Below are 15,726 nucleotides of genomic sequence, written 5' to 3'. Positions count from 1 at the left end.
TCGCCGTCGTCACGATCATGATCCCCTTCTACCTCGACGCCTTCTGGCTGACGGCCGGGATGTTCGCGATGTCCGCCGCGGTGGGCGCGATCGGCATCAACCTGCTGACCGGCGCGACCGGGCAGCTGTCCATGGGCCACGCCTTCTTCCTGGCGGTCGGCGCGTACGGCTACGTCTACTTCTCCTCCGAGCCCGACGGCCACCTCGGCGGCCTGGGCCTGCCCACCCCGCTGGCCGCCGTGCTGGCGATCGCCCTGACCGGGCTGGCGGGCGGGGTCTTCAGCCCGATCGCGGGCCGCCTCAAGGGCGCCTACCTGGGCATCGCGACCCTCGCCCTGATCTTCCTCGGCCAGCACGTGCTGTTCAGCGCCGAGCCCGTCACCGGCGGGTACAACGGGCGCGCGGTGCCCCCGCTGGAGCTGCTCGGCTTCGGCTTCTCCGACGACACCGAACTCGTCGTCCTCGGCGTCCCCTTCGGCGCGCCCGAACGGCTGTGGTACCTGGGGGCGGCGCTGCTGGTGCTCTCCGCCTGGTTCGCCCGCGGCGTCCTGCGCGACCGGCCCGGCCGCGCCATGAACACCATCCGCGACCACGAGACGGCCGCCGGCGTCATGGGCGTCCCGGTCGCGCGGTACCGGGCGGGCGTGTTCGTCCTGTCCTCCATGTACGGCGGCCTGGCCGGCGTGATGCTGGCCCTGTCCTTCCAGCGGGCCGTGCCGGAGTACTTCGGCGTGATGCTGTCCCTCGACTACCTGGCCATGATCGTGATCGGCGGCCTCGGCTCGGTCGGCGGGGCCGTCATCGGCGCCTTCTTCGTCTCCCTCCTGCCCCAGCTGCTCACCCGCTACAGCGACTCGCTGCCGCTGGTCGCGCAGCCGGGCGAGAGCGGCTTCTCCCCCGCGGAGGCGGCCCGGGTGCTCTACGGCGCCGCGGTCGTCGCCGTGGTCCTGTTCCTGCCGGGCGGCCTGCTCGGGCTGGCCTCCCGGATCCGCGCCTCCCTGGCCGGAAGACTCCCCCACCCCCGCGATACAAGGAGTTCCTCATGAACGGGTTCCGACTGCGCGCCGGAGCGCTCGGCGTCGCCGCGATGCTGGCGCTCGCCGCCTGCGGCAGCGACAAGAGCGCCGACAACGGCGACAAGACCGGCGCCGACGGCGTCAAGCTCGGCCCCGGCGTGACCGACAAGACGATCGGCGTCGGCATGATCACCGACCTGACCGGCCCCTACGCCCCGCTGGGCAAGAGCATCTCGCAGGGCGCCCAGCTGTACTTCGAGCAGGTGAACCAGGCCGGCGGCATCTGCGGGCGCACGGTCGAGCCGCAGGTCCGCGACATGGGCTACGACGTGCAGAAGAGCGTGGCCTCCTACACCGAGCTGGAGCCCAAGGTCGCGGCGTTCGCGCACTTCATCGGCTCGGCGACGGTCGGCGCCGTCCAGGACCGCATCGCCAAGAACGGGCCGCTGACCCTGGTGCTGGCCTGGTCCCCGCAGATGCTGGGCGCCAAGCAGATCCAGATGACCGGCACCACCTACGCCGTCGACGTCATCAACGGCGTCGACTACGCGGTGAAGACGCACGGCCTGAAGTCCGGCGACAAGATCGGCCACATCTACGTCGAGGGCGACTACGGCGTCGACTCCCTGGCCGGCTCCACCTTCGCCGCCCAGCAGCACGGCATGACCGTCGTCGAGCAGAAGGTCAAGGCCACCGACGCCGACATGACCTCGCAGGTCGCGGCCATGAAGTCCGAGGGCGTCAAGGCCATCGTGCTGTCCGTCAGCCCCAAGCAGACCGCCTCCGCGGTCGGCGTGGCCGCCGCGCAGGGCCTGAACGTGCCGTTCCTGGGCAGCAACTCCTCCTACGCCCCGCAGCTGCTGGACACCCCCGTCGGCCCGGCCCTGGTCAAGAACTTCGTGGTCATGCAGGCCGCCAGCCCGCTGAGCGCGGACCTGGACGCCATGAAGAAGCTGGCCACCGACTACAAGGCCAAGTACCCCGACGCCACCCTGGACAACGGCGTGATGGCCGGCTTCACCACCGCCGCGATCACCGGTGACGCCCTGAAGCTCGCCTGCGAGAAGAAGGACCTCACCCGCGACGGCATCATCTCGGCGCACCGCTCCCAGAACGCGTGGGACGGCGGGTTCGGCAGCAAGATGGACTTCACCGACGTGAGCCAGCCCCCGTCGCGCGACACCAACATCCTCCAGCCCGACAAGGACTCCCTGGGCGGTCTGAAGACCATCCAGGAGGCCTCCGCCTCGGACAACGCCAAGAAGTACGAGATCAAGGTCGGCTGACCCCCGTTCCCGTAAGGCCGGACGGCCCGTCTCGCGGCGGACCGCCCGGCCTTCGCCGTGCCGGGGCGAAAACCAGATGACAGCCGTGCGCCGCGCCGCTCAGGATGGTCAGGTATGAAGCACTGGCCTTTGTTCGGGCTGCGGCTGCGCACACCCCGTCTGGAGCTGCGGCTGCCCGGTCCGAAGGAACTGGACGAGCTCGCCGACGCCGCGGTGGACGGGGTGCACCCGCCCGACGAGATGCCCTTCGCCTTTCCCTGGACGCACGCGCCTCGGGAAGAGCTCGGCGGACGGCTGGTTCAGCACCAGTGGAAGATGCTGGCCGAATGGACGCCCGAGAACTGGAACCTCCCCTTGGCCGTCGTCCATGACGGGCGTGCGATCGGCATCCAAGAGCTCATGGGCCGTGACTTCGCCGTCGTCCGGGAGGTCTCCTCGGGCTCGTGGATCGGCCTGCGGCACCAGGGCCGCGGGCTCGGCACGGAGATGCGCGCGGCGGTGCTGGAGCTGGCCTTCACCGGTCTGGGCGCCCGGTTCGCGACGACCGGGGCGCACACCGACAACCCCTCGTCCCTCGGCGTCACCCGCAAGCTCGGCTACCGGCCGAACGGGACGACCCGCTCGGCGGTCCTGGGCCGTCCGGTCGAGGAGCTGCGGTTCGTCCTCGACCGGGAGGGCTGGCTGGGCCACCGGAGGACCGGCGTCGCGATCGAGGGCCTGGAGCCCTGCCTGCGGTTCTTCGGCCTGGGGGCGGGGGACGGTCAGTCGCGGTAGAGCTTGGCCTCGTAGTTCTCGGGAGCGTAGTAGGCGGTGAGCTCCTCCACGCTCTCGGCGACCTTCTGCACCTCCTTGACCAGGAGGGCGTGGGGGGGCAGCGCGTCGGGCTCCCAGGTCTCGGGCCGCCAGACGCCCGAGCGCAGCATGGCCTTGGCGCAGTGGAAGAAGACCTGCTCGACCTCCACCTCGATCGCCAGGACGGGCCGGTGCCCCTTCACCACCATCCGGTCGAAGTAGGGGGCGTCGCGCAGCAGCCTCGCCCTGCCGTTCACGCGCAGGGTCTCGCCCCGCCCGGGAATGAGGAACAACAGCCCCACATGGGGGTTCTCCAGAATGTTGAGATAACCGTCCGCCCGCCTGTTGCCGGGACGTTCCGGAATCGCCAGCGTGCGTTCGTCGATGACATGGACGAAATTCCCGGCGGGATCGCCTTTGGGAGAGGCGTCGCAGTTTCCCTCGGCGTCACTGGTGGCCAGGACCAGGAACGGCGCGGCGGCGATCCATTCCCGGTCTCTCCGGTGCAGTTCGACTCGCTCCTTGGTCACGGCCCGGGGCGTCGGATCCCCCAGGAGCCCGCGGAGTTCGGCGGCACTCGTGATCTCGGTCATGGGCTCATCAAAGCAGACCGGTTTATCCGGCTCGACTCCATTAAAGTAGCCCCCACTGCTTTTGCGTGCTGTTGTGACGGGAGTGAACCATGGTGGAGACCCGGCCGCTTCGCGCGGGCGACCCCGCGTCGATCGGGTCGTACACGCTGGTGGGCGTGCTCGGCGAGGGCGGCCAGGGCACGGTGTACCTCGGCGAGCGCGGCGGGACGCGGGTGGCGGTCAAGCTGCTGCACGCCAGGTTCGCCGAGGACGGCGAGGCCCGGGGCCGGTTCGTCCGCGAACTGGAGGTCGCCAAGCAGGTCGCCCGGTTCTGCACCGCGCAGGTCCTCGACGCCGACGTGGAGGGCGACCGGCCCTACATCGTCAGCGAGTTCGTCCCCGGAGTCTCCCTCCAGGAGCAGGTGCAGGCCGAGGGCCCCCGGACGGACGGCGCGCTGGAGCGGCTGGCGATCAGCACCCTGAACGCGCTCACCGCGATCCACCAGGCCGGGATCATCCACCGCGACCTCAAGCCGCACAACGTGCTCATCGGCCCGGACGGGCCGCGCGTCATCGACTTCGGCATCGCGCGGGCGCTGAACACCACCTCCCACAGCCACAGCATCGGCACCCCCGCCTACATGTCCCCGGAGCAGCTGAACGGCCACCAGCTCACCGCGGCATCCGACCTGTTCTCCTGGGCCGCCTGCATGGTCTTCGCCGCGACCGGCACGCCGCCGTTCGGCAACGACGAGATCGGCTCGGTGCTCTACCGGATCGTGCACGCCGAGGCCGAGACCGGCGCACTGCCCATGCCGCTGCGCGAGGTCGTCCAGGCCTGCCTGGCCAAGGACCCGGCGGCCCGGCCGACCGCCGCGCAGGCGCAGGCGACGCTGATGGGCGGCACGGGCGCGCAGCGGCTCCCCGGGGCGCAGCCGCAGCCGCCGATCGTGCTGCCGCCGGCCGGGCCGCGCCGCGGTGTCACCACGTCCCCCGCGACGCGCACCGCACCTCTGCCGGGGCAGCCGGGGCAGCCGGGGCAGCCGGGAGAGCGTGAGCTCTACCCCTTCGAGATCGGCCCGGCGCCGGGTGAGAGCGACGCGCTGTCCGGGCGGAGGCCCACCATCGCCATCGCCGTCTTCCTCGTCCTGCTGCTGGCCATCGGCGTCACCGGCTGGGCCGTGACCAAGGACGGCGGAGAGGAGAAGACCGAGTACCGGCGCGCCGGCTCCGCCCCGCTGGACGGTCGCGTCCCCGAGCCCGAGGAGCCCTCCGTCGCCCCCTCGGGCCCGAAGAACTCCTCCCGTCCGACCGACAAGGGCTCCGAGCCGACCTCGACCGCCAAGGCCACCCCCGGCGCGCCCGACGAGGAGAAGCCGTCGGCCGCCACGACGCCTCCGGAGGAACCGGGCGCCGAGCGCAACCCCTACGGCGCCGTCCAGGTCTGCGACAGCGGCGGTCACGGCGGCGGGTTCCAGGTGCAGCGCTCCCGGGACTTCCCCGGTGGCAGAACGGTCCAGCTCTACAACGCGGCCGGCTTCAACTGCGTCGTCACCCTGAAGACCACCGACCTGGACCGGAAGACGAACGTCTTCGCCCGGCTCGTCCGCAAGTCCGACCGCAAGAGCGCCGCCGACCGGGGCTCCTACCAGTACTACGCGGGCCCGGTCTACCTGAAGGCGAAGGGCACCTGCGTGAGGTTCGCGGGCGGCGGGCCCTCCGGCAGCGCGTCCGCTCCTTGGGCCAACTGCAGCTGACCCCTCCGCGATCGCGGGGATCGCCTGCGCGCCGCGCCACTGCGTGAGATAGTGCTCACTGTGAGCGATCCCAGTGACTGGAGCGATCGGCAGCGCGCCGCGGTGCTCGCGTCGTTGCTGTCCGATCTGCTGGAGACCGTGCCGACCGCCAGGGACTCCTGGACCCGCGACGGCTCCGAACTCGACCGGCGCCGCCGGGGGGCCGAGGAGCTCACCGCGCAGATGGACCGGGTCCTGCGTCCCGAATCCGGGGTCCCGCGGGCGCGTCCCGCCCGCTGACCCCCTGCTCCCGGATTCACCTCCGGGAATGCGGAGACCCCCTGCCCGGGGGGACAGGGGGTCTCCGGCGACAACCGTGACCGGCGGGCCTCAGGGCCCCGCGGATCAGACCTGGCCGGCCTTCTCCAGGGCGGTGCAGCAGGTGTTGACGATCATGCGGGTGACGACGTACGGGTCCATGTTGGCGTTCGGACGGCGGTCCTCCAGGTAACCGGAGCGCTCGATCTCGACCTGCCAGGGCAGGCGGATGGAGGCGGCGCGGTTGGAGACGCCGTAGGAGAACTCGCTCCACGGGGCGGTCTCGTGGGCGCCGGTGAGGCGGTCCTCGACGCCGTCGCCGTAGGCCCTGACGTGCTCGAGGAACTTCTCGCCCAGCGCCTCGCAGGCGGTGATGATGGGGTCGTAGCCCTCGCGCATGGCCTTGGTGGAGAAGTTGGTGTGCGCGCCCGCGCCGTTCCAGTCGCCCTTGACCGGCTTGGGGTCGATGGAGAAGTGCACGCCGTACTTCTCACCGATGCGCAGGAACAGGTAGCGGGCGATCCAGATGTGGTCGGCGGCCTCTTCGGGGCCGGCCGGGCCGATCTGGAACTCCCACTGGCCGGGCATGACCTCGGCGTTGATGCCGGAGACCTTCAGACCGGCGGTGAGGCAGGCGTCCAGGTGCTCCTCGACGATGTCGCGGCCGAAGACGTAGTCGGCGCCGGCGGCGCAGTAGTACGGGCCCTGCGGGGCGGGGAAGCCGTTCTCGGGGAAGCCCAGCGGACGGCCGTCCTTGATCAGGGTGTATTCCTGCTCGATGCCGAACCAGGACTCCTGGTCGGCGAACTGCTCGGCGATCGGGGTGAGCAGCGCGCGGGTGTTGCTCTCGTGCGGGGTGCCGTCCACGTTGAGGACCTCGCACAGGACCAGGACGTCCTTGGCGGGGTCGCGCAGCGGGTCCGGGCAGGTGAAGACCGGCTTGAGCTGGCAGTCCGACGAAGTGCCCTTGGCCTGGTTGGTGCTGGAGCCGTCGAAGCCCCAGACCGGGAGCTCCGCACCGTCCGCAAGGATGCGAGTCTTCGACCGCAGCTGGGCGGTGGGCTCGGTGCCGTCGATCCAGATGTACTCAGCCTTGAAACTCATGGAAGTCCTTGCGTGGTGTGCGAGGGATGTGAAGCCGGGGTTGCCTGCAGGAGAGATACTGCCGAGCCGCGATTTCGCGTCCATTGCCCATGTGTAAACCCGGTGTTAACTCGGAAACGCTCCGACCCCCTGACCTAGCCGGGACACGGTTTGGTATAGACCACAGAAAATTCCGGAGGCCCGGGGGACCCGGAGGATCTTCCGGCGATCAAGGGGCGGAACAGCCGAACATCCGGCACGGAGGGAGCATCCGCACTCTCCCGAAGTAGTCAACAATTCCTACCGGATTACCCGATTTTTAGGATCGGTGTCGTACGAGTCCCCGGAGGGAGCCCGATGACGGACGAGAACGTGAAAGTGGTCAGGGACTTCCTGGCCGCGCTGGAGGAACTGGACCTGGAGACCGCCGGAGAACTGCTCGGACCCGGCGTCCTGTACCAGAACGTCCCGCTGCCGCCCGCCCGCGGCAAGGCCGCGACCCTGAAGACGCTGAGGCTGATGCTGCGTTACGGCACCGGTTTCGAGGCGCGGATCCACGAGATCTCCGCCGACGGCGACACCGTGCTGACCGTCCGGACGGACGTGCTGGAGAGCGGCCGGTGGCGTGCGGAGTTCTGGGTGTGCGGCACCTTCCGGGTGCGCGGCGGAAAGATCGTCCTGTGGCGGGACTACTTCGACTGGGGCGCCCTGCTGCTCGCGAGCCTGCGCGGGCTCGTCGGAATGCTGCGCCCCCGCCGGGCGGGGAGGACGGCGCGCGCCTGACCTCCGCGCCGACGCGAGAAGGTCCGCTCCCCCGAGGGGAGCGGACCTTCTTCGCGAAAGCCTTACGCCGGGTAGTGGCGCTCGGGCGAGCCGACGTAGACCTGGCGCGGACGGCCGATCTTGGTCGCCGGGTCGTTGATCATCTCGCGCCACTGGGCGATCCAGCCGGGGAGCCGGCCGATCGCGAACAGCACGGTGAAGGCGTTCACCGGGAAGCCCAGCGCCTTGTAGATCACGCCGGTGTAGAAGTCGACGTTCGGGTAGAGCTTGCGCTGCACGAAGTAGTCGTCGGCGAGGGCGACCTCCTCGAGCTGCATGGCGAGGTCGAGCAGCGGGTCGGAGACGCCCAGGGTGTCGAGCACCTTGCGGGTCGCCTTCTTCACGACCGCGGCGCGCGGGTCGTAGTTGCGGTAGACGCGGTGCCCGAAGCCCATGAGCTTCACGCCGTCTTCCTTGTTCTTGACCTTGTTCACGAACGAGGCGACGTCGCCGCCGTCGGCGTGGATCTTCTCCAGCATCTCCAGGACGGCCTGGTTGGCGCCGCCGTGCAGCGGGCCCCACAGGGCGTTGATGCCCGCGGAGACCGAGGAGTACAGGTTGGCGTTGGAGGAGCCGACCATGCGCACGGTCGAGGTGGAGCAGTTCTGCTCGTGGTCGGCGTGCAGGATGAACAGCATGTCGAGGATCTTGACGACCTCGGGGTCCACCTCGTAGGCGCCGGTGGGCAGCCCGAAGGTCATCCGCATGAAGTTCTCGACGTAGCCCAGCGAGCTGTCCGGGTACAGCAGCGGCTGCCCCTGGGCCGTCTTGTAGGCGTAGGCGGCGATCGTCGGCAGCTTGGCCATGAGCAGGGCGGTGGCGCGCTCGACCTGCGCGGGGTCGAACGGGTCCAGGGTGTCGGGGTGGTAGGTGGCCAGGGCGTTGACCGCCGAGGAGGAGACCGCCATGGGGTGCGCGGAGCTGGGGAAGCCGGCGAAGAACGACCTGAAGCGCTCGTGCAGCAGGGTCTCGCCCTGGATCTGCTCGGAGAAGGCCGACAGCTGCTCCGGCGTCGGCAGTTCGCCGTTGATCAGGAGGTAGGAGACCTCGAGGAAGGAGGACTTCTCGGCGAGTTCCTCGATGGGGTAGCCCCGGTAGCGCAGGATGCCGGCGTCACCGTCGATGTAGGTGACCGCGGACGCGCAGGAGGCGGTGTTGACGAAGCCGGGGTCGAGGGTGACGTACCCGGTCTCGCTCAGGAGTTTGCTGATGCCCAGGCCTCCGGGGCCCTCGGTGGCCTCGGTCACCTCGAGGGGCAGCCGCCCGCCTTTGTGGTCAAGCCCGAAATCGGCCATTGTTCTCCCGCTCTCCCATAATCCGTCGGTGTCCGTCTGGTCGGACCCGTCCTGCAGGGCTTTCCAGTCTGCCGTGTGCTTGTCGGCCGGCCTACCGGGGGACACCCCTGCGGAAGCGTAAACGCCTGAGCCATAAGGGTTTACACGCGGGTAGGGTGACCTACTTCACAGCATGGTAACTCAATGCTTACAGGCGCTTAAAAAACGGCCTTGATACGGGGGCGCGCGGCAAGGAAGGCCAGCAGGAGCTCCCGGGCCAGGGACAGGCCCGCCTCGCGCTGCTCCGGGGTGCAGGACTCGGGAAGGCCGCCGTACTCGGAATTGCGCATCAGCAGCAGCCTCAGGTCGTCGTCGGCGATCGCGGCCGAGCAGGCGGCGCAGACCGACCACGGCGAGGAGTAGTCGAAGGTGCGGTCGCCGATCCGGACCCTGACCGGGCGGTCCGGGTCGACGGTCCAGGTGTTGACGAAGCCCTCGGGGCGCGGCGCCGCGATCCCGCAGCAGTCGCAGTGCTTCCCGTCGTGGTCCTCCGGGTCCGCCAGGGCGGGCAGCGGGTCGTGGTCCCAGCCGCTCCCGGGGCGCAGGGGGTGCTCGAAGAGCAGGGTGCCCAGTTCGCCGTCCACCCAGGTCTCGGTGAAGGCCAGGGGCGAACTGCACTCCAGGCAGACCATGCGGATGGTGGTTTCCATGGCGGGACCTCCTCGACGCCGCGGGGGACGCGGGTAAACACTGACGGCCGTTCGTTGGTGACTCCCTGTTCAACCGTGGCCGTCTCCTGACTATTCCCTGACTTTAGTCAGGGGCGGGCGTGGGTCAAACGGGACCGCCTCGTGACCCCGCCCGGGAACCCCGCTCCGGGACCGTCCGCATGGCCTCGTGGACCGCCAGCGCGGTCGCCTCGTCGGGGGCGCTCACGAAGGGGAGGCTGTTGCCCCCCGAGAGCCGGAAGGGCGTGCCGTCCGCGGTGAGGGAGACTCCCCCGGCCTCGGCGTGCAGCAGGATCCCCGCGGCGTGGTCCCAGGGGAACTCCCAGCCGAGGATCATCGCCGACCTCCGGCCCGCCGCCAGCTCCACGTACTCCAGGCCCGAGGTGTCGAAGTAGGCCAGCGAGACCCGGCGCCGGGCCAGGGCGTGCGTCTGGGCCCGGGCCTCGGGGGTCCACCAGTGCGGCTGCGAGGTGACGATGTCCAGCGCCCGCAGGCCGCTCCCGCAGGGCCGCACCCGCACCCTGCGCCCGTCCACGCGGGCCCCGCCCCCCTTGGTCGCGGTGGCGTGGACGTCCAGGGCCGGCGCGTGGGTCCAGGAGGCCAGCAGCTCCCCCTTCCGCGCCAGCGCGACCAGCATGGTGAACCGGGGGCTGCCGTCGACGAAGTTCTTGGTCCCGTCGATGGGGTCGACGATCCACACCGGGTCGGGCCCGTCCAGCAGGGCCAGCAGCCCCGGATCGGCGGCGACGGCCTCCTCGCCCACCACCACCGAGCCGGGCAGCAGCGCGCCGAGCCGTTCGGCCAGCGCGTCCTCGGCGGCCCGGTCGGCGACGGTCACCAGATCACCCGGGCTCTTCTCGCTGATGTCGGCGGCGGCCAGCGCCCCGAACCTGGGCAGCACCTCGCGTTCGGCGACCCGGCGGATGATGGCGGAGACCTCTGCGACGTCGATCACCAGCCCAGATTTTCATACTCAGGGCAGCAGCGACAGGCGGTGCCGGGCGAAGAGCAGGAGCGCGTGGAAGGGCGCGGTCAGCTCCGCCGCCGGCACCTCGGCCAGCTCGGAGAATGCCTGGTGGAGGGTGCTGGAGGCCAGCGGCAGCGGCAGTCCCGCCACCACGACCTCGCCCTCCTCCAGGACCCGCCGGAGCTCCGAGCGCATGCCGAGCATGTCGCCGACCGCCACCAGTTGGACGGGCAGCCCCCCCGACAGGGTGATCGACAGGCCGTGGTGCCCGCTCCCGTCCGGGTAGCGGTACTCGACCAGGTACTGGGTGCGGTCCAGGGTGCCGTCCTGGATGCTGCAGGCGTCGACGGCGATCGCCGACCCCAGCTCCCCCAGCCAGGCCGGGGGGTCGGGCAGCAGCGGGCCGCGCAGGTCGGACGCGGCCTTGGCGGCGGCGGCCCGGTGGTCCTCGGGTCCGACCGCGGCCATCGCCGCCAGGAAGGCGTGCGCTCCGGGCGTCCCGGCCCGGCGCAGCACCTTGACCAGGTCGCCGAGGGCCTTGTCCAGCCCGGCCCGGTCGGGGGCGGCCGAGCCCAGCTCGCCGAGCTGGGCCGACAGCCACAGCTCCGCGCTCAGCGCGTCCGGCTGGTTCAGCAGCTCGGCTCCGGCGCGGACGTACAGGTCGTAGACCGGCACCAGTCCGGGCAGGGCCAGCCGGGGCGGCCCCGGGACTACGCGGAACAGGTTGCCGGGGTCATCGGTGCTCATCCCCCAAGGCTACTCTTCGGTAACGATCGCGTACGCACGCACCGGGAAGGTCCCCACCCCGGCGATCCGGGGCGGCGCGGCGTGGAGGCGGAAGCCGTGCGGCGGCAGCAGGTCCAGGCCGGTCATGTGCTCGACGATCGGGATCCCGGCGGCCAGCAGCCGGGAGTGCACCGGGCGTTCCCCGCCCCGGGTGCCGTCGACGTTCTGTGAGTCGATCCCCAGCAGTGCCGCGCCCTGCTCGACCAGGAGCTCCGCCGCCTCTTCGGTGAGATGAGGGTGGCCTGACAGATATTCTTCCGTACCCCAGTGCCGGGACCAGCCGGTGTGCACCAGCACCGCCCGCCCCCGCACGTCCAGGGGGAGCAGCAGCTCCCGGGTGATCACCGGGAGGCCCTCGGCCCGGACGACCAGGCCCTCCAGGTCGGCCAGCGACTCCAGCGGCACCCCCGCCAGGTCCGTCCCGTCCTCGTACCGGTGCAGCGGGGCGTCCACGTAGGTGCCGGTGTTGCCGACCATCGAGATGCTCGCGAAGTGGAATTCGGTCCCCGGCGCGTACCGGGAACGGGACTGGGCGTGCGTCTCGTGGGCGCCGATCCTGGGCGCGGGCAGGCCCGGCACGGTGGCCATGCCGTCCTTCAGAACGTGGGAGAGCTCGACCGACCGCCGGACGCGCGGCCCCGTCTCCATGCCGCGCGAGCCCTTGTGCGCCTCGCGGATCAGGGTCTTCCCGGAGATCTCCACCTCGCCGACCATGAGCAGTCCCAGGTGGCGGACGAGGAGCTCGGCCAGCTCCCCCTCCGAGACGTCCTCGCCGGGGATGTCCAGCCGGAACTCCCTGACCCGCAGGTCTCCCCCGTTCGCGAACCGGACCTCCGCGTCGAACTGCACTCGCCACTGTTCATCAGACATGACCGCATCTTCCCGGTTCCGGAAAACGTCGGTCCATCCATTTACCGTGGTGCGGATGAGTATGGGGGAGTTGCCGGTAACGTGCTCCCTTTCGTTTCGGGAAAGGAACGGGCCTTGACGAGCCTGGGTGTGCACTTCGCGTTGACCTCCGAGCTGGAGGACGGGCTCCACGAGACGAACGACGACGCCGAGGTGCGGGCCTTCGTCGAGGACATCGAGGAGACCCGGTGGAACGAACTCGACATCCTGGAGAGCGACAAGGCCTGGGACGCGCTGCACCGCTGCCTGACCGACGGCACCCTCGACGGCGACGACCACCCCCTGTGCATGGCCGTCCTCGGCGGTGAGCACTTCCACGAGGGCGAGGAGTACACCGTCAGCTACGTCTCCCCCGAGCAGGTGCGGGAGGTCTCGGCCGCGTTCGCCGGATGGGACGAGCCCCGGCTGCGCGAACGCTACGAGGCCCTCGCCGGCACCGACTACGCGGGCCCGCACGGCCCCGAGGACTTCGACTACGTCTGGGGGACGTTCGTCGACCTGGTCTCCTTCTTCTCCCGCGCGGCGTCCGCGGGCCGGGCCGTCATCTTCACCGTCGACCAGTAGAGCAGCGAGTACACCAGCGCGAGGCAGCCGATCAGGACCATCGAGTCCGTGACGAAGTACCTGAGCCTGTAGTAGCCCGAGGGCGGGACCCGCACGAACAGGGTGGTCGCGGCTCCCCCGCACACGGCCGCCGCCGTCATGAACAGCGCCGTCGCCCCCACCCAGCGGGGCGCTCCCGCGGACGGGACGGCGGGAGCGCGCCGCAGCCACCACGCCGCCCAGACGAGCACGGCGAGCGCGCCGAAGACGCCTGAGCCGTACTGCCCCCACCGGTAGACCGGCAGCCCGTTCACCACGGTCGTCAGCTCGGGGAACGCCCGGACCCCCGGCCCGGTGAAGTGGGTGAAGGCGTCCCAGACCACGTGGGTCACCGATCCCAGCAGCAGCGACGGCACCGCCGCCCACAGCACCCGCCGCCGGGACGGTCCGTTCACCACCGGCTCCAGGCGGTCCCGGACCGCCCTCGGGCACAACGCCAGCAGCGGGTGCTTCAGCAGCAGGTGGAAGGCGGCCAGCAGTACCAGGCCCATCCCCAGGTCCCAGGTCACCAGCCCGAGCGCGCTGTGGGTGGTGGGCCGGTCGCTCAACGGGACGAACAGCGGGATGTCCGGGACGGTCGAGCCGAGGACCAGCCCCGACGGCAGGAGGAAACGGGAGCGCAGCGGCAGGACCGCCGCGATGTGGCTCAGCGTGAAGGGCAAGCGGGCACCGTCCGGAACGAGGGGTCGCCGTGGCGAAGGGAATGCATTCACTTGTAAGTCGCCGTTCGGCACGTGCGGAGTTCACGCGCAGGACGCGCCCCGTTCTCGCGAGGAAGCGGGAGACGACGGGATGACCCGGCACTTCTCCCGTCGTTCATCCGGCTTTTCCTGACCGGACATCTCCCCCCTCCAGGCTCATAGGCACCCACTAAAGCACTTGTGAAACAAGAGGTTGTCCCCATGACCCGCGTCAACGTCGACGTCGACCCCGACGACGTCCCTTCGAACCCCTCCGGCAACCGGCACTTCCAGGACGTCCTGTCCCGTCGGTCGATCATCAAGGGCGGCACCGTGGTCGCCGCCGCGGGCTTCATGACGGCCGGCCTGTCATCCACCGCCATCGCCGGCCCCCGCGGCCCCAAGCCGGGCGGGCCGAACAAGCCGGGCAAGAAGCTGCTCGGGTTCAAGGCCGTGCCGACGAGCACCGCCGACGAGATCGTCGTGCCCGAGGGCTACACCGCCCAGGTGCTCATCCCCTGGGGCACCCCGCTCCACTCGCGCGGTCCGGCTTTCAAGAAGGACGCCTCCAACACCGCCGCCGACCAGGAGCGCCAGATCGGCTCCAACCACGACGGCATGCACCTGTTCCCGCTGGGCAAGGACTCCGGCCTGCTCACGCTGAACCACGAGTACGTCGACACCACCGGCCTCTACGCCGACGGCAGCGAGGTCATCACCAGGGAGAAGGTGAACAAGGCCCTCGCCGCGCACGGTGTCAGCGTCGTCAAGGTCGAGCGCGACCGCAGAAGCGGCAAGTGGAAGAACGTCGACTCCCGCTACAACCGCCGCGTCACCGGCAGCACCCCCGTGACCTTCTCCGGCCCGGTGACGCTCAAGCACGACGCGCTGAAGTCGAACAACGCCCCGCAGGGCACCCTGAACAACTGCTCCAGCGGCTTCACCCCTTGGGGCACCTACCTCGCCTGCGAGGAGAACTGGAACAGCTACTTCGGGACCGAGGACGCCTCCTGGGCCCCCGACGCCGAGCAGAAGCGCTACGGTCTGGCCGCCGCCACCGCCTACCGCTGGCACGAGGCCGACGAGCGGTTCGACCTCGCCAAGAATCCCAAGGAGCTCAACCGCTTCGGGTGGGTCGTCGAGATCGACCCGTTCGCGCCGAACTCCAAGCCGGTCAAGCGCACCGCTCTGGGCCGCTTCAAGCACGAGGGCGCGACGGTCACCGAGTCCAAGGGCCGCGTCGTCGTCTACTCCGGTGACGACCAGGACGGCGAGTACGTCTACAAGTTCGTCGGCGAAGGCCGCTGGCGCGACCGGATCCGGCGCGGCCAGAGCCCGCTGGACCACGGCACCCTGTACGTCGCGAAGTTCACCGACGACGGCAGGGGCGCGTGGCTGCCGCTGGAGTTCGGCAAGGGCGCGCTGACCGCCGCAGGAGGCTGGAAGGACCAGGCGGACGTCCTGCTGCGCACCCGGACCGCCGCCGACGCCGTCGGAGCCACCAAGCTGGACCGCCCCGAGTGGGTCGCCGTCCACCCCGGGAACAAGGACGTCTACCTCACCCTGACCAACGGCGCGGGCAACGGCGGCGCGGTCGGCCCCCGCAAGCCCAACCCGTACGGCCACATCGTCCGGTGGAGCGAGAAGAACGGCGACAACACCTCGCTGTCCTTCGAATGGGACATCTTCGTCCTCTCGGGCGACCCGGCCCACGACCCGGCCGTGAAGCTCGGCGCGGAGGCGATCCACGGCTCCCCCGACGGCATCGGCTTCGACGAGGACGGCCGCCTGTGGATCCAGACGGACATCTCCAACTCCTCGCAGAACCTCCCGTCCAAGGGCTACGGCAACATCGGCAACAACATGCTGCTGGCCTCCGACCCGAAGACCGGGGAGATCAAGCGGTTCCTCGTCGGCCCGCGCGGCGCCGAGGTCACCGGCCTGACCTTCGCCGCCGACGGCCGCTCGCTGTTCGTCAACATCCAGCACCCGGGCGAGGCCACCACCGCGTGGGGGACCCCGACCGTGCAGAACCCGCGCGTGGTCTCCAACTGGCCGGACTTCGACCCGGCGGGCCGTCCCCGCTCCGCCACCGTCGTGATCACCAAGGACGACGGGGGCAAGATCGGGACTTGATGGCCCGTTCCCGGGTCC

The 15,726-nt window shown here is 70.5% G+C and carries 16 protein-coding genes; 8 read left to right on the top strand and 8 right to left on the bottom strand.

The window, feature by feature from the left end; translation table 11 throughout:
• Positions 1-17 precede the first annotated feature (17 nt).
• The 3 genes from ABD327_RS13235 to ABD327_RS13225 all read left to right on the top strand — a co-directional run bounded on the left by ABD327_RS13235 (position 18) and on the right by ABD327_RS13225 (position 3,076).
• The gene (locus ABD327_RS13235; RefSeq protein ID WP_344450975.1) at positions 18-1,046 is read left to right on the top strand and encodes a branched-chain amino acid ABC transporter permease; all 1,029 of its coding nucleotides are present in this window, start codon (positions 18-20) and stop codon (positions 1,044-1,046) included.
• A complete protein-coding gene (locus tag ABD327_RS13230) occupies positions 1,043-2,302 on the top strand; it encodes an ABC transporter substrate-binding protein (RefSeq protein ID WP_344450632.1) in 1,260 nt (419 codons plus the stop codon). The genes ABD327_RS13235 and ABD327_RS13230 overlap by 4 nt, the downstream gene beginning before the upstream one ends.
• A gap of 114 nt (positions 2,303-2,416) precedes the next feature.
• Positions 2,417-3,076 carry a GNAT family N-acetyltransferase gene (locus ABD327_RS13225; protein WP_344450631.1) on the top strand — a complete coding sequence of 220 codons (660 nt, stop codon included), beginning with the start codon at positions 2,417-2,419 and terminating at the stop codon, positions 3,074-3,076.
• Here ABD327_RS13225 and ABD327_RS13220 read toward each other — a convergent pair.
• Positions 3,064-3,687, bottom strand: coding sequence for a pyridoxamine 5'-phosphate oxidase family protein (locus tag ABD327_RS13220; protein ID WP_344450630.1), 624 nt, complete (start codon positions 3,685-3,687; stop codon positions 3,064-3,066). The genes ABD327_RS13225 and ABD327_RS13220 overlap by 13 nt on opposite strands.
• A gap of 89 nt (positions 3,688-3,776) precedes the next feature.
• Between ABD327_RS13220 and ABD327_RS13215 the strand changes: the two genes are divergently transcribed.
• The gene (locus tag ABD327_RS13215) at positions 3,777-5,423 is read left to right on the top strand and encodes a serine/threonine-protein kinase (RefSeq protein ID WP_344450629.1); all 1,647 of its coding nucleotides are present in this window, start codon (positions 3,777-3,779) and stop codon (positions 5,421-5,423) included.
• 60 nt (positions 5,424-5,483) lie between these two features.
• Positions 5,484-5,702: a hypothetical protein gene (locus ABD327_RS13210; RefSeq protein ID WP_344450628.1), complete on the top strand. Its 219-nt coding sequence runs from the start codon at positions 5,484-5,486 to the stop codon at positions 5,700-5,702.
• A 105-nt stretch (positions 5,703-5,807) separates the two neighbouring features.
• Here ABD327_RS13210 and glnII read toward each other — a convergent pair whose 3' ends face one another.
• The gene (gene glnII / locus ABD327_RS13205; protein WP_344450627.1) at positions 5,808-6,824 is read right to left on the bottom strand and encodes a glutamine synthetase GlnII; all 1,017 of its coding nucleotides are present in this window, start codon (positions 6,822-6,824) and stop codon (positions 5,808-5,810) included.
• A 336-nt stretch (positions 6,825-7,160) separates the two neighbouring features.
• Between glnII and ABD327_RS13200 the strand changes: the two genes are divergently transcribed.
• Positions 7,161-7,586 carry a limonene-1,2-epoxide hydrolase family protein gene (locus tag ABD327_RS13200; RefSeq protein WP_344450626.1) on the top strand — a complete coding sequence of 142 codons (426 nt, stop codon included), beginning with the start codon at positions 7,161-7,163 and terminating at the stop codon, positions 7,584-7,586.
• Between the two features lie 62 nt (positions 7,587-7,648).
• Here the strand turns inward: ABD327_RS13200 and ABD327_RS13195 are convergent, their stop codons facing one another.
• From ABD327_RS13195 to ABD327_RS13175, 5 genes are all read right to left on the bottom strand, one after another.
• Entirely contained in the window at positions 7,649-8,920 is a 1,272-nt protein-coding gene (locus ABD327_RS13195; RefSeq protein ID WP_344450625.1) for a citrate synthase, read from the bottom strand.
• Between the two features lie 197 nt (positions 8,921-9,117).
• On the bottom strand, positions 9,118-9,609 hold the full coding sequence (locus ABD327_RS13190) for a hypothetical protein (RefSeq protein ID WP_344450624.1): 492 nt from the start codon (positions 9,607-9,609) through the stop codon (positions 9,118-9,120).
• 124 nt (positions 9,610-9,733) lie between these two features.
• The gene (locus ABD327_RS13185) at positions 9,734-10,582 is read right to left on the bottom strand and encodes an inositol monophosphatase family protein (protein WP_344450623.1); all 849 of its coding nucleotides are present in this window, start codon (positions 10,580-10,582) and stop codon (positions 9,734-9,736) included.
• A gap of 18 nt (positions 10,583-10,600) precedes the next feature.
• Positions 10,601-11,341 (bottom strand): hypothetical protein, encoded by a 741-nt coding sequence (locus ABD327_RS13180; protein WP_344450622.1) that lies wholly within the window; start codon positions 11,339-11,341, stop codon positions 10,601-10,603.
• 9 nt (positions 11,342-11,350) lie between these two features.
• Positions 11,351-12,250: a cyclase family protein gene (locus tag ABD327_RS13175; protein ID WP_344450621.1), complete on the bottom strand. Its 900-nt coding sequence runs from the start codon at positions 12,248-12,250 to the stop codon at positions 11,351-11,353.
• 114 nt (positions 12,251-12,364) lie between these two features.
• On the opposite strand from ABD327_RS13175, the gene ABD327_RS13170 reads away from it, so the two are divergent.
• Positions 12,365-12,853 carry a YfbM family protein gene (locus tag ABD327_RS13170; RefSeq protein WP_344450620.1) on the top strand — a complete coding sequence of 163 codons (489 nt, stop codon included), beginning with the start codon at positions 12,365-12,367 and terminating at the stop codon, positions 12,851-12,853.
• Here the strand turns inward: ABD327_RS13170 and ABD327_RS13165 are convergent.
• On the bottom strand, positions 12,763-13,554 hold the full coding sequence (locus ABD327_RS13165) for a DUF4184 family protein (protein WP_344450619.1): 792 nt from the start codon (positions 13,552-13,554) through the stop codon (positions 12,763-12,765). The two genes, ABD327_RS13170 and ABD327_RS13165, sit on opposite strands and share 91 nt — an antisense overlap.
• 240 nt (positions 13,555-13,794) lie before the next feature.
• On the opposite strand from ABD327_RS13165, the gene ABD327_RS13160 reads away from it, so the two are divergent.
• Positions 13,795-15,708 carry a PhoX family protein gene (locus ABD327_RS13160; protein WP_344450618.1) on the top strand — a complete coding sequence of 638 codons (1,914 nt, stop codon included), beginning with the start codon at positions 13,795-13,797 and terminating at the stop codon, positions 15,706-15,708.
• Positions 15,709-15,726 lie beyond the last annotated feature (18 nt).

It is taken from the genome of Actinocorallia aurantiaca (assembly GCF_039533685.1).
Classification (GTDB): Bacteria; Actinomycetota; Actinomycetes; order Streptosporangiales; family Streptosporangiaceae; genus Actinocorallia; species Actinocorallia aurantiaca.
The sequence above is the reverse complement of the archived record's forward strand: the minus strand, read 5'-3'. Positions and strand labels throughout refer to the sequence as shown.

Coding starts and splice junctions, on each gene's coding strand:
- ABD327_RS13190 (WP_344450624.1), bottom strand. CDS start 9,609: ATGGAAACCACCATCCGCATGGTCTGCCTGGAGTGCAGTTCGCCCCTG.
- ABD327_RS13230 (WP_344450632.1), top strand. CDS start 1,043: ATGAACGGGTTCCGACTGCGCGCCGGAGCGCTCGGCGTCGCCGCGATG.
- ABD327_RS13235 (WP_344450975.1), top strand. CDS start 18: ATGATCCCCTTCTACCTCGACGCCTTCTGGCTGACGGCCGGGATGTTC.
- ABD327_RS13225 (WP_344450631.1), top strand. CDS start 2,417: ATGAAGCACTGGCCTTTGTTCGGGCTGCGGCTGCGCACACCCCGTCTG.
- ABD327_RS13180 (WP_344450622.1), bottom strand. CDS start 11,341: ATGAGCACCGATGACCCCGGCAACCTGTTCCGCGTAGTCCCGGGGCCG.
- glnII (WP_344450627.1), bottom strand. CDS start 6,824: ATGAGTTTCAAGGCTGAGTACATCTGGATCGACGGCACCGAGCCCACC.
- ABD327_RS13215 (WP_344450629.1), top strand. CDS start 3,777: ATGGTGGAGACCCGGCCGCTTCGCGCGGGCGACCCCGCGTCGATCGGG.
- ABD327_RS13200 (WP_344450626.1), top strand. CDS start 7,161: ATGACGGACGAGAACGTGAAAGTGGTCAGGGACTTCCTGGCCGCGCTG.
- ABD327_RS13195 (WP_344450625.1), bottom strand. CDS start 8,920: ATGGCCGATTTCGGGCTTGACCACAAAGGCGGGCGGCTGCCCCTCGAG.
- ABD327_RS13220 (WP_344450630.1), bottom strand. CDS start 3,687: ATGACCGAGATCACGAGTGCCGCCGAACTCCGCGGGCTCCTGGGGGAT.
- ABD327_RS13175 (WP_344450621.1), bottom strand. CDS start 12,250: ATGTCTGATGAACAGTGGCGAGTGCAGTTCGACGCGGAGGTCCGGTTC.
- ABD327_RS13160 (WP_344450618.1), top strand. CDS start 13,795: ATGACCCGCGTCAACGTCGACGTCGACCCCGACGACGTCCCTTCGAAC.